General features: G+C 72.9%; 13 protein-coding genes. 2 read left to right on the plus strand and 11 right to left on the minus strand.

Translation table 11 applies throughout. The features are described 5' to 3' along the window. Positions 1 to 3: 3 nt before the first annotated feature. The 11 genes from KHP12_RS21805 to KHP12_RS21855 form a co-directional block, all read right to left on the minus strand. Complete coding sequence (locus KHP12_RS21805) at positions 4 to 411, minus strand: DsrE family protein (protein WP_086883415.1); 408 nt, start codon at positions 409 to 411, stop codon at positions 4 to 6. After that, positions 411 to 737 (minus strand): hypothetical protein, encoded by a 327-nt coding sequence (locus KHP12_RS21810; RefSeq protein WP_086883388.1) that lies wholly within the window; start codon positions 735 to 737, stop codon positions 411 to 413. Before KHP12_RS21810 ends, KHP12_RS21805 begins: the two co-directional genes overlap by 1 nt. Then, positions 734 to 1,525: an SDR family oxidoreductase gene (locus KHP12_RS21815; protein WP_086883389.1), complete on the minus strand. Its 792-nt coding sequence runs from the start codon at positions 1,523 to 1,525 to the stop codon at positions 734 to 736. Before KHP12_RS21815 ends, KHP12_RS21810 begins: the two co-directional genes overlap by 4 nt. Beyond that, positions 1,522 to 2,700, minus strand: coding sequence for a beta-ketoacyl synthase N-terminal-like domain-containing protein (locus tag KHP12_RS21820; RefSeq protein WP_086883390.1), 1,179 nt, complete (start codon positions 2,698 to 2,700; stop codon positions 1,522 to 1,524). The genes KHP12_RS21815 and KHP12_RS21820 overlap by 4 nt, the downstream gene beginning before the upstream one ends. Further along, a complete protein-coding gene (locus KHP12_RS21825; RefSeq protein WP_086883391.1) occupies positions 2,697 to 3,965 on the minus strand; it encodes a beta-ketoacyl synthase N-terminal-like domain-containing protein in 1,269 nt (422 codons plus the stop codon). Before KHP12_RS21825 ends, KHP12_RS21820 begins: the two co-directional genes overlap by 4 nt. Continuing rightward, entirely contained in the window at positions 3,965 to 4,957 is a 993-nt protein-coding gene (locus KHP12_RS21830; RefSeq protein ID WP_086883392.1) for a hypothetical protein, read from the minus strand. The genes KHP12_RS21825 and KHP12_RS21830 overlap by 1 nt, the downstream gene beginning before the upstream one ends. Further along, positions 4,954 to 6,114 carry a beta-ketoacyl synthase N-terminal-like domain-containing protein gene (locus tag KHP12_RS21835; RefSeq protein WP_086883393.1) on the minus strand — a complete coding sequence of 387 codons (1,161 nt, stop codon included), beginning with the start codon at positions 6,112 to 6,114 and terminating at the stop codon, positions 4,954 to 4,956. The genes KHP12_RS21830 and KHP12_RS21835 overlap by 4 nt, the downstream gene beginning before the upstream one ends. Then, entirely contained in the window at positions 6,111 to 7,256 is a 1,146-nt protein-coding gene (locus tag KHP12_RS21840; RefSeq protein WP_086883394.1) for a beta-ketoacyl synthase N-terminal-like domain-containing protein, read from the minus strand. Before KHP12_RS21840 ends, KHP12_RS21835 begins: the two co-directional genes overlap by 4 nt. Further along, complete coding sequence (locus KHP12_RS21845; RefSeq protein WP_086883395.1) at positions 7,253 to 8,494, minus strand: beta-ketoacyl-[acyl-carrier-protein] synthase family protein; 1,242 nt, start codon at positions 8,492 to 8,494, stop codon at positions 7,253 to 7,255. Before KHP12_RS21845 ends, KHP12_RS21840 begins: the two co-directional genes overlap by 4 nt. Positions 8,495 to 8,533: 39 nt before the next feature. Continuing rightward, positions 8,534 to 8,785 (minus strand): acyl carrier protein, encoded by a 252-nt coding sequence (locus KHP12_RS21850; protein ID WP_020871025.1) that lies wholly within the window; start codon positions 8,783 to 8,785, stop codon positions 8,534 to 8,536. 286 nt (positions 8,786 to 9,071) lie between these two features. Continuing rightward, the gene (locus KHP12_RS21855) at positions 9,072 to 9,821 is read right to left on the minus strand and encodes a helix-turn-helix transcriptional regulator (protein ID WP_211833519.1); all 750 of its coding nucleotides are present in this window, start codon (positions 9,819 to 9,821) and stop codon (positions 9,072 to 9,074) included. 344 nt (positions 9,822 to 10,165) lie between these two features. Here KHP12_RS21855 and KHP12_RS21860 point away from each other — a divergent pair, with 344 nt between their 5' ends. Further along, positions 10,166 to 11,731: an MFS transporter gene (locus KHP12_RS21860; protein ID WP_086883398.1), complete on the plus strand. Its 1,566-nt coding sequence runs from the start codon at positions 10,166 to 10,168 to the stop codon at positions 11,729 to 11,731. A 76-nt stretch (positions 11,732 to 11,807) separates the two neighbouring features. Next, positions 11,808 to 12,824, plus strand: a complete 1,017-nt coding sequence (locus KHP12_RS21865) for a zinc-dependent alcohol dehydrogenase (RefSeq protein ID WP_086883399.1) — start codon at positions 11,808 to 11,810, stop codon at positions 12,822 to 12,824.

Here is a 12,824-nt window from a genome sequence, read left to right on the forward strand (position 1 = left end):
GGCTCAGCACACCCCCATGAGCAGGCTCTTGTCCGCCGCGTTCACATGCTCGGCGAAGACGAACGGCGCCCGCTTGCGGACCTGCGGGATCTGCTCGGCGGCGCCGCGCTCCTCGGCGCAGAAGCGGCACACGTACCAGTAGAGCCGGTCGGGGTGGTCCTCGATCAGCTCGCGGACGACCCGGGCGGTGGAGGGGTGCTCGCGCCCCAGGTCGGTGTAGTCGCGCGGTTTGGTGTCGCCGAGGGCGGCGCCGGTCAGCCGGGTGGCGTCGCCGCAGGTCCAGATCTGCACCCGGGCGCCCCGGGCGAGCAGCGCGGCCGCCAGCCGCAGCGCCGAGGTGACCAGGTCGGTCTGGTGGGGCGCGCCGAAGAGGTTGAGCAGCACATCGGTACGGGGGACGGGCCTGGGCATCAGTGCCACACCGCCCTGATCCGCGGCTCCAGCAGCTTGGCGGCCACGTCGTCCATCTCCACCAGCCGCGCCCGGGGCGTCAGATCGGCGGCGGGCAGGGCGCGCTGGGCGGCGGAGAAGGTGTCCACCCACAGCTCGCCGCCGTCGCTCAGGAACGTCTCGATGCCCGGGGCGGTGCCGGGGACGGCGGCGGCCACTCCGTTCTCCACGAGGAACAGCACCACCTGGTGGCCGTCCCTGGCCAGCCGCGCGGCATCGCCGAGGAACCGCTCACAGGCGGGTCCGGTCTGCGGCCCGCCGCTCTCGATCAGCAGATGGGCCGTCATGTCAGCAGCTCACCGCCGTCCACGCCGATCACATTGCCGGTGATCCAGGAGGAGTCGGTGCGCGAGAGCAGCGAGACCGCCTCGGCGACGTCCTCGGGCCGGGTCAGCCGCCGGTGCGGATTGAGGTCCCGGGCGTACGCGGCGAGCCGGTCGCTGCCGGGGATGCGCTCCATGGACGGGGTCGGGGTGACCCCGGCGCGCAGCGCGTTGACGGCGATGCCGGAGGGGGCGAGCTCCAGGGCGAGCTGGCGCACATGGGACTCCAGGGCGGCCTTGGCGGCGGAGACGGCGCCGTAGTGGGGCATCACCCTGGCGCTCCCGGCGCTGGTCATCGCGTACACCTTGGCGCCCTGGCGCAGCAGCCCGGCGGTGAACAGGTCCTGGGTCCAGTAGACGAGCGAGTGCGCCATCACATCGAGCGTCATGTTCATCTGGCGGGCGGTCAGGCTGTCCTCGCCCTCGGCGCCGACGTACGGCAGCAGGGTGCCGAAGGCGAGCGAGTGCACCACGATCCGGATGCCCGTGCCGCCGGTCAGCTCCTCGAACCGGGGCAGCAGCTCCTCGCGGGTGCGGGCGGAGGCGGCGTTGGCGTTGAAGAAGTGGGCCTCGACGCCGTGGCCGCGCATCTCCTCCCGGGCGACGGCGGCCTTCTCCTGGCCGTCGGTGGTGTCGAAGTGGACGCCGAGGATGTGGACGCCCTCGCGGGCCAGTTCATGGGCGATGGCCAGGCCCATACCGCTGGAGGCGCCCAGGACCAGGCACCAGGAACCTTCGAGTCGGGTGATCATCGGTCGCTCGCCCTCCGTCGTCCGCTCATGGGCTGCTCGGTTCCGGCGGGCGCTTCGGCTCCGGCGGGCGCGTCCGGTATGGCGGGCGCGTCGGTCCCGGAGCGTGCGTCCAGCTGGGCGCCCGGGGTCACCAGGCAGACGGCGGCGTTCCCCTCCGCCGCCGCGGTGATCACGGCGTGGGGGTGGCCGTCCGGTGCGCCGAGGGCGGCGGCCACGCGTGCCACCGGTTCCAGGGCGCCAGCGCCCGCCGGGACCCGCTCGGGCTTCCCCACCAGGGCCCGTCCGCCCAGGGCCCGCCCGCCCAGCGCCTTCTCGTCCAGCGCCGCCGCCATGGCCGCGCCGACCGGGGAGCCGTCGAGGACGGCGGTGACGGCCAGGGGCCGGTCCGGCCGGTGGCCGAGGGCGTCCAGCGCGTCCCGCAGCAGCGCCGCCGCCCGCTCGGCCCCCTCGGCGGAGGCGGCCACCTTCGGCGGCAGGAAGAACGAGCGGACGCCCACCCGGCCCAGCGCCGCCGCCCCCCGGCCGCGGGCGGCCGGTTCGGGCTCCAGCACCAGCGCGACGGCCCCGGCCTCCGAGGTGTCCGCACCCGGCTCGCCCTCGGGCAGCGCCTCCTCGGTGGCCCCGGCCAGCAGCCGCCGGGCCCGGCCGGTGGCGAGGGCGCGCTGGCCGGTCTGGAGCGCCTCGAGGCCCGCGACCCGGGGGCTGGTGAAGGTGAGGTTGAAGCCCTTGAGGTCGTGTTCGGTGGCCAGTCGGCTGCCGAAGAGGTTGATGGAGAAGTAGGGCGCGGTGACCGGCGACAGATCGCCCGCCCCGGTGGCCGTGACCGTACGGTCCATCGTGTGGTGCAGGGCGAGCGCCGCGCTGTTGGTGCCCACCGCGGCGCCCCGCTCCTCGGGCCCGACCGCCGCCAGGGCGTCCGGGCCCGCCTGGGCCAGCGCGCGCTTGGCCGCGGCGAGGAAGTACTGGGAGGCGGCGGGCAGGTACTTGTAGCCGTGCCGGCCGAGCGCCGTACGGAAGTCGAAGCCGTCCGCGCCCACGTGGCCGATGCCCGTCACCACCAGGCCGACGGCCGGTTCATCGCGCCCTGCCTCCTCGATCGCTTCTCCGCCCACGCGGCGCAGAGGCGCGGCTTCCGTCGCCATCCGCGGCCCGGCGGCCGCACATGCGTCGCTCACGCCGCGGCCTCCCCGAAGACGAGCGAGATGTTGTTGCCCCCGAAGGCGTAGGCGTTGACCAGCCCGTACGCCCCGGTCATGGGCGCGGAGCCGGACGGCAGCGACACCGCGCACTCCGGGTCCCGCTCGCCGACCGGCACGTTCGGCGGCAGCGTCCTGTGGTGCAGCACCAGGCTGGCGGCCAGCGCGGCGAAGGCGCCCGCCGCGCCGCCGGTGTGCCCGATGAGCGCCTTGACGCTGTAGAGGGGCGTACGGGGGGTCAGCGCGTCCAGCACCCGGCTCTCCACCACGTCGTTGAGCTCGGTGCCGGTGCCGTGCGGGATCACGAACCCCAGCCCGCCGGAACCGGAACCGGAACCGGAACCGGAGCCGGATCCGGCCCCGGGCTCCGCCCCGGTCACGGTCCCGGCCCCCGCCTCCCGGAGCGCCTCGCGCATCGCGCGCTCGATCTGCTCACCGGAGGGCTCGGGCGCGGTCGCGTGGTAGGCGTCGCAGCTCCAGCCGGCGCCCGCCAGACGGCCGTAGACGGTGCGCGCGCCGCGCGCGCGGGCGTGCGTGGCGGACTCCAGGACGAGCACGGCGGCACCCTCGCCGAAGACGGTGCCCCGCCGTTCGGCGGCGAACGGGCGGCAGCGCTCGGGGTCGATGGCGCCCAGCCGGTTGAAGCAGGCGAGGGCGACCCGGGAGTACGCCTCGGCGCCGCCCGCGATGACCACGTCGGCCTCGCCCGCGCGGATCAGATCGGCGCCCACCGAGAGCGCGTAGCCGCTGGCGGCGCACGCGTTGCTGACGCAGGTGTTGACGCCCTGGGCGCCGAACCACCCGCCGACCACCGAGGCCAGCGGGAAGGGGGGCGCCCAGCGGCCGGACGCGGGGGCCTCGCCGGTCCACCAGCCCTCGTGCAGATCCGTGTCGCCCATACCGGTGCTGAGGGCGACGGCCACCCGGCGCGGATCGAGTCCCTTGGCCTCCGGCCGCTCGCCCGGCCCCGGCGGCGCGGCCAGCCCCGCGTCGGCGACCGCCTCGCGCGCCGCCGCGAGCGCGAACCGCGAGCCGCGCCCCAGCGGCAGCCCGTCCTGCTCCTCGGGGCCGTCCGGGATATCGGCCTCCGGCACCAGGTACATCAGCGGATGGTCCATGTGGGCGAGCGGATCGGGGACCCGCGACGGCGCGGTGTCCGCCTTGTGCATCCCGCGCCAGAAGGCGTCCGTGCCCGCGCCCAGCGGGGACAGCGCGCCGAGGCCGGTGACCAGTACGTCGTCCATCAGGTGCCGCTCTGCTCTCCGCCGAGCGCGTCCAGCACCCGCCGGTCGAAGGAGACCAGCCGCCAGTCGCTGCGGTTGTCGATCACCGCGTAGCCGTGGGTGATCCGGCCGGTGGCGGTGAGAGTGAGCGCGCCGTCGCGGACCACGAAGCAGTCCATCCGGGCGGTGTAGGTGAGGTCCTTGAAGATCTCCTCGACCGTGTAGACGGTGTAGAGGTCCTCCTCCATCACCGCCTCGTCGAGGACGCGCACCGAGGACTGCGGGACGACCGGTATCCATTTGCGGTCGTCCAGCAGGGTCTTGATGGAGATGCCGCGGTCGAGGACGAAGCGGTCCTTGGCCTCCTCCAACAGCCGCAGATAGCCGGACATCTGGAGCCGCTCGGTGAAGTGGCAGTAGGGGTACGGGATGGTCCACTTCCAGGCGTAGGCGTTGCGACCCGCGGTCAGCGACGCCAGGACGGCGGCCTCGTCCCCCTCGGGCATCCGCACCCGGATCGGCGCCAGCTCGCCCGGGCGCGCCTCGGCCCCCAGCCGGTCCACCACGAAGGGCGCGAACTCGGCCGGGGGTTCACCCAGCTCCGGCAGATAGGTGTCGGCGCGCAGCGAGACCCGCACCTTGGCGGCCACGGCCTTGAGGAGCGAGCCGTCGCGCTCCACCCGGAGGGTCACCCGGAAGCCGAGGGTGCGGTCGTCGTCCTCGGTGTCCGGCACCACCTCGGCCTCGGCCACGTCGTCCATGTGGAAGGCGTGCAGGATGCGGGTCTCCAGGGCGACGATGTCCAGCCCGAGACCGTGGTCCTCGTACAGCCGCCGGGCGGGCGCCCCCGAGTCCGCGAAGTGCACCAGCACGGCTTCCTCGACGAGGTAGTTGACGTGTTTGAAGCCGATCCAGGTGCAGATGTTCGACCCCTCGTAGCGCGGGCGCAGCCGGACGGTGGTGACATCCGTCAGCAGGGCTTTGGTCGACATCGTCGGGGCGACGGCGGTCATCGGGAACACTCCATGGAGATAAGGGGGGCACGTGCGGGGTGCGAATCGCACCGGTCGGGCGTGGGGCGCAGCAGCAGTCCGGCCACGGCGTCCGCGGTGTCGTCCCCGCTGGTGATCAGCGCCTGACGGGACGCGTGCACCGGGTCCGGCACGGCCCCGGGACCGGCGGCCTCGATGACACTCCCGGCTCCCGCCTCCGCACTGGCCCCGGCCCCGGCGCGGGCCAGCCAGCCGACGGCCGCCGCGCACTGGAGCACCCCGAGGGCCCCGGAGGCCCGGCCCACCGCGCCGGTGACGTCGTAGCGCGGCACACCCACCGGCACCGGCACGGCCTCCGGCACAGGTACAGCCCCCGGCACGGGTACGGCCCCGGCGGGCCCCTCGGCGTAACGCTCGGGGGTGAACCAGACGCCGGGGGCGGCACCGTCGGGCAGCAGGGCCTCCACGCAGCCGCTGAGCCCGGCCCGCCGTTCGTACGGCCCGAGTGCGGCGACGGCCCGCGCCCCCCGGGCCTCGGCCCAGCGCGCGCCCTCGACGACGACGGCGGCGGCGCCGTCCAGCAGCTCCCCCGCGGACCGGCCGAGCAGATCCTCCACCACGGCGTTGTGCGTCTCCACGCCGATCACCACCGCGCGCCGGACCCGGCCCGCGGCGACCAGCGTGGCGCCCCAGTGCACGGCGTCCAGGCCGGAGGTCGCCCCGTTGCACAGCATCAGATTGGGGCCGCGCAGCCCGTGGCGGATGGCCACCCAGGAGGCGATCACATTGCTGGAGGCGTTCGGCAGGCTCATGGGGCTGAGGTCCACGGCCGACCGCTCCGCGATGGCGGCGGCGGTGAGGCAGGCGGTGTCGAGGTTGCCCAGGTTGGAGCTGGCGACCACGCCCACGCTGTCGCCGGGCACGGTCACCTCCTCGCCGTCGGAGGGGATCAGAGCGGCGTTCCGCAGCGCCTCCAGCGCGGCGCACAGCGCCAGCCGGGTGGCCCGGTCCTTGTAGCGGTGGCCCCGGCGACCGATCCGGGCGGCGGTGTCGAACGGTTCGGGGGCGGGCCCGGTGACGGGGCAGGCGGTGCGGCGCAGCAGCGCCTCGGGGGTGTCGGCGCCGGGGACGGCCAGGCCCACACCGGTGACGACGACTTCGCCGGGGCCATGCGTCATCGGCCGGCCCTCTCGACGATGGCGACCGCGTTGACCCCGCCGAAGCCGAACGCGTCGATCTGCGCGACCCGCAGATCCCCGCCCTCCCGCGCCTCCTCCCGGACGAAGCGGAACGCCTCGGCCTCGGGCAGCGGTTCGACCAGGCCCAGGGTGGGCGGCACCCGGCCCGAAGCCATGGACTCCAGCGCGACGATCAGGCTGAGCAGCCCGGAGCCGCCCGAGGTGTGGCCGGTCATGCACTTTATGGCGGTCATCAGGGGCCCGCTGACCTCGCGGCCGAAGACCTCGGCGATGGCGGTCGCCTCGGCTGCGTCGTTCAGCTGGGTGCCGGTCCCGTGCAGCAGCACCAGGTCGATGTCGCCCGGTTTGACGCCCGCCCGCCACTGCGCCTCGTGCACCGCCCGCGCGATGCCCTGGGGGTCGGGGGCGGTCACATGGTTCGCGTCGCAGTTCATGCTGACGGCGCGCACCCGGCCGAGCGCGCGGGTCTCCGCGCCGGGCTCCTCCCGGCGCAGCACCACGGCGGCGGCGCCGTCGCCCATCAGCACCCCGCGGCGGTCCCGGTCGAACGGCCGGACGCGGTCGGGGGGTTCGCTGCTGACGCGGTCCAGCAGCCCGTACATCGACTCGGTGAGGGTGTCGACCCCGGCCACCACGACGGTGTCCTCGGCCCCCGAGGCCAGCAGGTCGGCGGCGAGTGCGAGCGCGTAGAGGGAGGCCGAGCAGGCCCCCGAGAAGGTGTGGGTGCGGACCGCGCCGAAACGTGTCCGCAGCGCGGTGCCGAAGTGCAGCCGGCCGATGTCGAAGGGGGTGCCGTCGCGCCAGGCGAGCTCGGCCGAGCGCAGCTCCCGCAGTCCGGTGCCGATGAGGACGGGCACCTCGCTCAGGTCCTCGCCGAGCCCCGCCTGGGCCGCGGCCTCGCCGACCGCGCGCAGCAGCCAGTCGGTGGCGCGGCCGGGGAGGTCGGTGCCGGGCGCGGGGCGGTCGTCGATCTCGTAGGCGTGGCGGGTGCGGTACCGCTCCCGGTCGAAGCCGCGCAGTTCACCGAGTCCGCTGGTGCCCGCGCACAGGGCCCGGAAGACCTCGTCGACGCCCTCGCCCACGCTCGCCACCGCGCCCGCGCCCGTCACCAGCTGACTCATGACCAGTCCGCTCGGGCCTTGCCGAAGATGACGACGGCGTTGTTGCCGCCGAAGGCCAGCCCGTTGTTCTGGACCACCTTCAGGTCCGCCGTCACGGCCTGGTTGGGCACACAGTCCAGACCGCACTCGGGGTCGGTGTGCTCATGGTTGATGGTCGGCGGGATGAAGCCCTCGGTGAGCGCGAGGGAGCAGGCGATCGAGGCCAGGGCCCCGGCGGCGCCCATGGAGTGGCCGATCATCGACTTGATGGAGACCGTGCGCGGCGGGGCGGTGTCCCCGAAGACCTGGCGGATGGCGCGGGCCTCGGTGGTGTCGTTGGCCTTGGTGCCGGTGCCGTGCGCGGAGATGAAGTCGACCTCGTCCGGCTTGACGCGGGCGTTCTCCAGGGCGAGCCGCATACAGCGGACCACGCTGTCCTGGTTGGGGGCCACGGGGTGGTCCGCGTCGCAGTTGAGGCCGTAACCGAGCACCTCGGCGTAGATACGGGCGCCGCGGGCCAGCGCCGACTCCAGGCTCTCGAGCACCAGGATGCCCGCGCCCTCGCCGGTCAGGATGCCCTTGCGGTCCTTGTCGAAGGGCTGACAGCGCTCCGGGGCGATGGTGCCCAGGCGGTAGAAGCCGGTGAAGGTCTTGCGGCACAGGGCGTCGGCCCCGCCGCACAGCGCCACGTCCACGTCCCCGCCGCGGATGGCGTCGTAGCCGTAGCCGACCGCGTAGTTCCCGGCGGCGCACGCGGTGGGGAGGGTGACCGCCTCGGCACGGGTGAGGCCGAACTCCTGGGCGATCGCGCTCGACAGCCGTCCGGCGGGCACCCGCCGGGCGACCGTGGGATCCATCCGCTCGGGCCCCAGGTCCACTTCCTCCTCGACCAGATGGTCCAGGTCCCTGGACTCGCCGTCGGTCGTGCCGACGGAGATCAGACAGGGTATGTCGCGCAGCGCGCTCTCCGGCTCGGGGAATCCGGCGTCGGCCACCGCCATACGGGCCGCCGCGACCGAGAACCGGCTGGCCCGGCCCAGCGTCCGCACATCGAGATTTCGAATCCACCGGTCCGGCTCGAAATCCTTGACCTCACACGCCGTAGAGCGGTCGAAGCCCTCCGTGTCGAACGCGGTGATGGGCCCCGCCGCGCTCTTCCCGGCGCGCAGTCCGGCGAGGAATTCCGCCGCGCCGATGCCGATGCCGGACACCGCCCCGAGACCGGTGACAACGACCCTACGACCCGGCTCACCACGCATTTCGCCCTGCCTTCCGAGGAGTCCGCCAGGATCCGGCGGTCACCAGCCCGCCGCGTCGGAGACAACCTCATAGACGCCCCGGAGGTTTACCATCCGGCTGAGTTCGGACTGGTCTATGACAATGTTGAAGGTCTTCTCCAATGCCGCGAGTATTTCAATGGCACGCAGTGAATCCGCGTCATGCTCTTCTTTGAAGAGACTGGTCTCGGTGACCTCGTCGGGGTCGATCTCAAGAATATCGGTGACGATTTCCTTGATGGTTTCACGACGCTCTTCGACGATGGCGGTCATTACCGCGCACCTCCATTTTCGGGCATGGGCAAAGCGACGAAGCTTCCGCTGACGCTAGGCGCCGGTCCGGGAGGGGACAACCCCAGAGTCCACTAGCTGTCACGCGCCCGATGAACACCAGCGTTCGACTAGTCGGCGTGTCATAAAGCTGCACATGACAGCCGGTTACCCCGCGGTCAGAAGATGGAATCTGCAGGAAGCTGCCAGGTCGTCGGCGGACAGAAGCGTGCCAATAACGTTCAAACCGCCAACAACCCGGCTGCCATCCCGATTGCGCGGCCCGCCCCTACTCGGGGTCGAACTCCATCAGCCCGGCGCGCACGGCGCGCACTCCGGCCTGGAACCGCGATTCGACCTGGAGGTCCCGCATGATGTCGGCCACATAGCGACGGTAGGTACGCACCGAAAGGCCGAGCTTGCGCGCCGCGGCGTCGTCCTTGTAGCCCTCCGCCATCAGCGTCAGCACCTCGCGCAGCACCCGGCCGCGCGCGCCGCCCTCGAACGACAGCGGACGCATCGGGCGCTGGGCCGTGTCCCACATGCCGCACAGCAGTTGGTGCAGCATATCGGCCACGGTCGAGTTCTGGATCATCGAGGCGCGGGAGCCGCCGGGCTCGCCCGGCGAGACGTCGGGCGCGATGACCGCCGCGCCGTCCACGACCACCAGCTCCTGCCGCACCCCCGCGAAGACGCGCACCTCCAGGCGCGCCACGGTGCCCACCGAGCGCTGCCACGCCGCGCCCCGGATGACCGCCGGCGGGCACAGCATCCGGGTCCTGACCCCCTTGCCCGCCAGCTGGGCGAGCGTCTGTCCGACGAGCCGGGCGTGGTCCTCGCCCGTGACCTCCGGCAGACTCCAGATCACATCCCGCTCGGCGCGCAGCACCAGCCGCGCCACCCACCCGGCCACGGCCTCCCCGTCCACCGGCAGTTCGGCGGACGCCGAGGCCAGCGCGGAGCGGCGGTGGTGGTGCACGGCGGACTCCAGGAGGCGTAACGCCTCGCCCAGAGTCTCCTCCAGGTTGTCCGACCCCATGTCCGGCTCCGTTCGAACCGCGCCTCCCGTGCCCACCTCCCCGTCAAATCCGTCAATAGGCACTCGCCCATTTGGTTGAATTCCGAAATGGCTCAAAGGACACCCCCGTTCCCTTTCCGGGAACAGTAACGAGCCCCCTGGCACACGGCAAGGAAGATCGTTCCTTATGGGACACTTCCCGCCGGGAAATACCCTCGCGTTCCGGCCACGACACCTCCCCGTGTCGGCAAGGGGCTGCGCCTCCGCTCGGCGGATTGGTAACTTCCTCTAGAGCCAGCACGCCATCCCTTGCCATACGACGCGGACCCCCCACCATGCCTTGGGTCCCGAAAGGCGCCGCCACCATGGCTGCACAGAACACCGCGACCACCGATGCCACCCAGGCCGGTCCTTCCCACTCCCCCACCGGTCGCCAATGGCTCGCGCTTTCGGTGCTCGTCCTGTCCCAACTCGCGGTGTGGCTGGACAACACCGTGCTGAACGTCGCCCTCAAGACCCTGGCCGACCCCACCGAGGGGCTCGGCGCCAGCCCCAATCAGCTCCAGTGGAGCATCAGCTCCTACACCCTGGTCTTCGCGGTACTGCTGTTCACCGGCGGGGTGCTCGCCGACCGCTACGGCCACCGCCGCTTACTGCTCACCGGCATGGTGCTCTTCGGCGCGGCCTCCGCCTGGGCCGCCTACTCCGGCTCGGCCACCGAACTCATCGTGGCCCGCGGCGCGATGGGCATCGGCAGCGCCCTCATCATGCCCGCGACCCTCGCCCTGATCGCCCAGGTCTTCGACGAGCGGCACCGGGCCACCGCCATCGCCATCTGGTCGGGTTCCAGTGGAATCGCGATCGCCACCGGGCCGATGCTCAGTGGAGCGCTGCTCGACCACTTCTGGTGGGGTTCGGTCTTCCTGGTGAACGTGCCGATCGTGGTGGCGTGCGTGGCCGGATCGTTCGTCTTCCTGCCCGGTGTGGTCACCCGGGTGCGGCAGAAGTTCGACCCGCTGGGCGTGGTGCTCTCCACCGCCGGGCTCTTCGCCATCGTCTGGGGCGTCATCGAGGGCGGCCACCGCAACGACTGGACCGATCCGGCCATCGTCGGCTCGCTGGCCGGGGGTGTGCTGCTGGTCGCGGTCTTCGTCCTCGTCGAACTGCGCGTCGCCAACCCCAGCTTCGACGTACGGCTCTTCCGCGACATCCGCTTCACCGGCGCCAGCGTCGCCGTCATGCTCACGTTCTTCGGGCTCAACGGCTCGATGTACTACACCAGCTTCTATCTCCAGGGCGTCCACGGCCAGACCCCGCTGGAGTGCGGTCTCTCCATCGCCCCGGTCGCCCTCGGCGTGCTGCTGGGCGCCCCGCTCTCGGCCAAGCTGGTACGGGCCTACGGGGTGCGCCCGGTCGTCACCGCGGCCATGCTGATCGCCACCACCGGCTTCGTCGCGTACGTGTTCCTCGACGAGCACAGCGGACTGCCGCTGTTCTGGGTCTTCCTCGTCCTCCAGGGGCTGGGCATGGGCGCGGCCGTCGCCCCCACCACCGAGGCCATCATGGCGATCCTCCCCGCCGACCGGACCGGCGCGGGCTCCGCCGTCAACAACTCGCTGCGGCAGATCGGCGGCGTCCTCGGGGTCGCGGTCCTCGGCTCCGTCCTGGTCAGCGTCTACCGCGACCGGGTCACCCCGCGCCTGAGCGGACTGCCGTCCGGTGCCGCCGACGGCGCCGCGGAGTCGCCCGAGGCCACCCGGCTGCTCGGCGCGAAGATGCGGCTGCCCCGGCTGTCGGACATCGCCGACGAGGGGTTCGTCCACGCCATGCACGTGGCCTCCGTCGTCGGCGCGGCCGCCGCCGCGGCCGGAGCCCTGATCATCTGGTGGGGCTTCCGCAGGACATCTTCCGAAGCGCGATCCAGCATGTGATCGTTCTTCCTTGCCACCCCCGTCGCCCCGGAATAGCCTCCCGGCACAACATCCGTAAACGGGGAAGGCAGTTCACATGCGTACAGCTGTCATCACGGCGGCAGGCCAGGTGGAGACCAGAGAGATACCTGTCCCCGACATCGGTGACTCCGAGGTGCTGGTACGCATCGCGGCCTGCGGTATCTGCACCATGGAGGCCAATCTCTACGCGGGGCGGATGACCGTCTACCCCGCTGCCGCCGGACATGAGATATCCGGCTGGGTCGAGCGGATCGGCGCCAAGGCCGCCGCGCTGGAGGACATGCCCGCCGTCGGCTCCCTCGTCGCCCTCGACGGGCTGCCGCGCTGCGGCGCCTGCCGCAGCTGCCGGCGCGGCCAGACCGCCATCTGCGTCGCGCTCCAGGGGCACAAGCGGGAGGACGGCGCGATCACCATGGGCGCGGGGCTCGCCGAGTACATCGCCCTGCCCGCCTCCCGGGTGTGGTCGGTGGGCGACGCCGACCCCGCCGTGGCCGCCATGGGCGAGCCGCTGGCCTGTGTGGTCCACTCGCTGCGTCGCGGCGGCTTCCGCGCCGGGGACCGGGTCACCGTCATCGGCGCCGGCTACATGGGCCATCTCCACCTCGCCGTCGCCGCGCAGCTCCAGGCCCGTGGCGTCGCGGTGATCGAACGGGACGAGCAGCGGCTGGCCGCCATCGCTGCGGCGGGCGCCGACGCGGCCGTCACCCCCGAGGACGTCGGCCAACTGCCGCCCGCCGACGTGGTCTTCGTGACCATCGCGTCCAAGGAGGCCATCGCCTCGGCGCTCGCCGCGGTCGCCGACGGCGGCACCATCGTCCTCTACGGCGGCGGTCCCGGCGGCCCGCCCGCCGAACTCCCCGGCTATGAGGTGCACCGCCGCCAGCTGACCGTCACCGGCTCCTTCAGCCATGAGCCGGACGACTGGCGGGCCGCCGCCGAACTGCTGCGCGGCGGGCGGCTGTCCGGGCGGCTGGAGACGCTGGTCACGGCGCGCTACTCGCTGGACGAGGTCGAGAAGGCGCTCAAGCAGGCCGCGGAGACGCCCGTCTACCGCGTGGTCGTCACGCCGTAG

Origin of the sequence: Streptomyces asiaticus (assembly GCF_018138715.1) — a bacterium.
In the GTDB taxonomy this organism is placed as follows: domain Bacteria; phylum Actinomycetota; class Actinomycetes; order Streptomycetales; family Streptomycetaceae; genus Streptomyces; species Streptomyces asiaticus.

Coding starts and splice junctions, on each gene's coding strand:
- KHP12_RS21805 (WP_086883415.1), bottom strand. CDS start 411: ATGCCCAGGCCCGTCCCCCGTACCGATGTGCTGCTCAACCTCTTCGGC.
- KHP12_RS21810 (WP_086883388.1), bottom strand. CDS start 737: ATGACGGCCCATCTGCTGATCGAGAGCGGCGGGCCGCAGACCGGACCC.
- KHP12_RS21815 (WP_086883389.1), bottom strand. CDS start 1,525: ATGATCACCCGACTCGAAGGTTCCTGGTGCCTGGTCCTGGGCGCCTCC.
- KHP12_RS21825 (WP_086883391.1), bottom strand. CDS start 3,965: ATGGACGACGTACTGGTCACCGGCCTCGGCGCGCTGTCCCCGCTGGGC.
- KHP12_RS21830 (WP_086883392.1), bottom strand. CDS start 4,957: ATGACCGCCGTCGCCCCGACGATGTCGACCAAAGCCCTGCTGACGGAT.
- KHP12_RS21835 (WP_086883393.1), bottom strand. CDS start 6,114: ATGACGCATGGCCCCGGCGAAGTCGTCGTCACCGGTGTGGGCCTGGCC.
- KHP12_RS21840 (WP_086883394.1), bottom strand. CDS start 7,256: ATGAGTCAGCTGGTGACGGGCGCGGGCGCGGTGGCGAGCGTGGGCGAG.
- KHP12_RS21845 (WP_086883395.1), bottom strand. CDS start 8,494: ATGCGTGGTGAGCCGGGTCGTAGGGTCGTTGTCACCGGTCTCGGGGCG.
- KHP12_RS21850 (WP_020871025.1), bottom strand. CDS start 8,785: ATGACCGCCATCGTCGAAGAGCGTCGTGAAACCATCAAGGAAATCGTC.
- KHP12_RS21855 (WP_211833519.1), bottom strand. CDS start 9,821: ATGGGGTCGGACAACCTGGAGGAGACTCTGGGCGAGGCGTTACGCCTC.
- KHP12_RS21860 (WP_086883398.1), top strand. CDS start 10,166: ATGGCTGCACAGAACACCGCGACCACCGATGCCACCCAGGCCGGTCCT.
- KHP12_RS21865 (WP_086883399.1), top strand. CDS start 11,808: ATGCGTACAGCTGTCATCACGGCGGCAGGCCAGGTGGAGACCAGAGAG.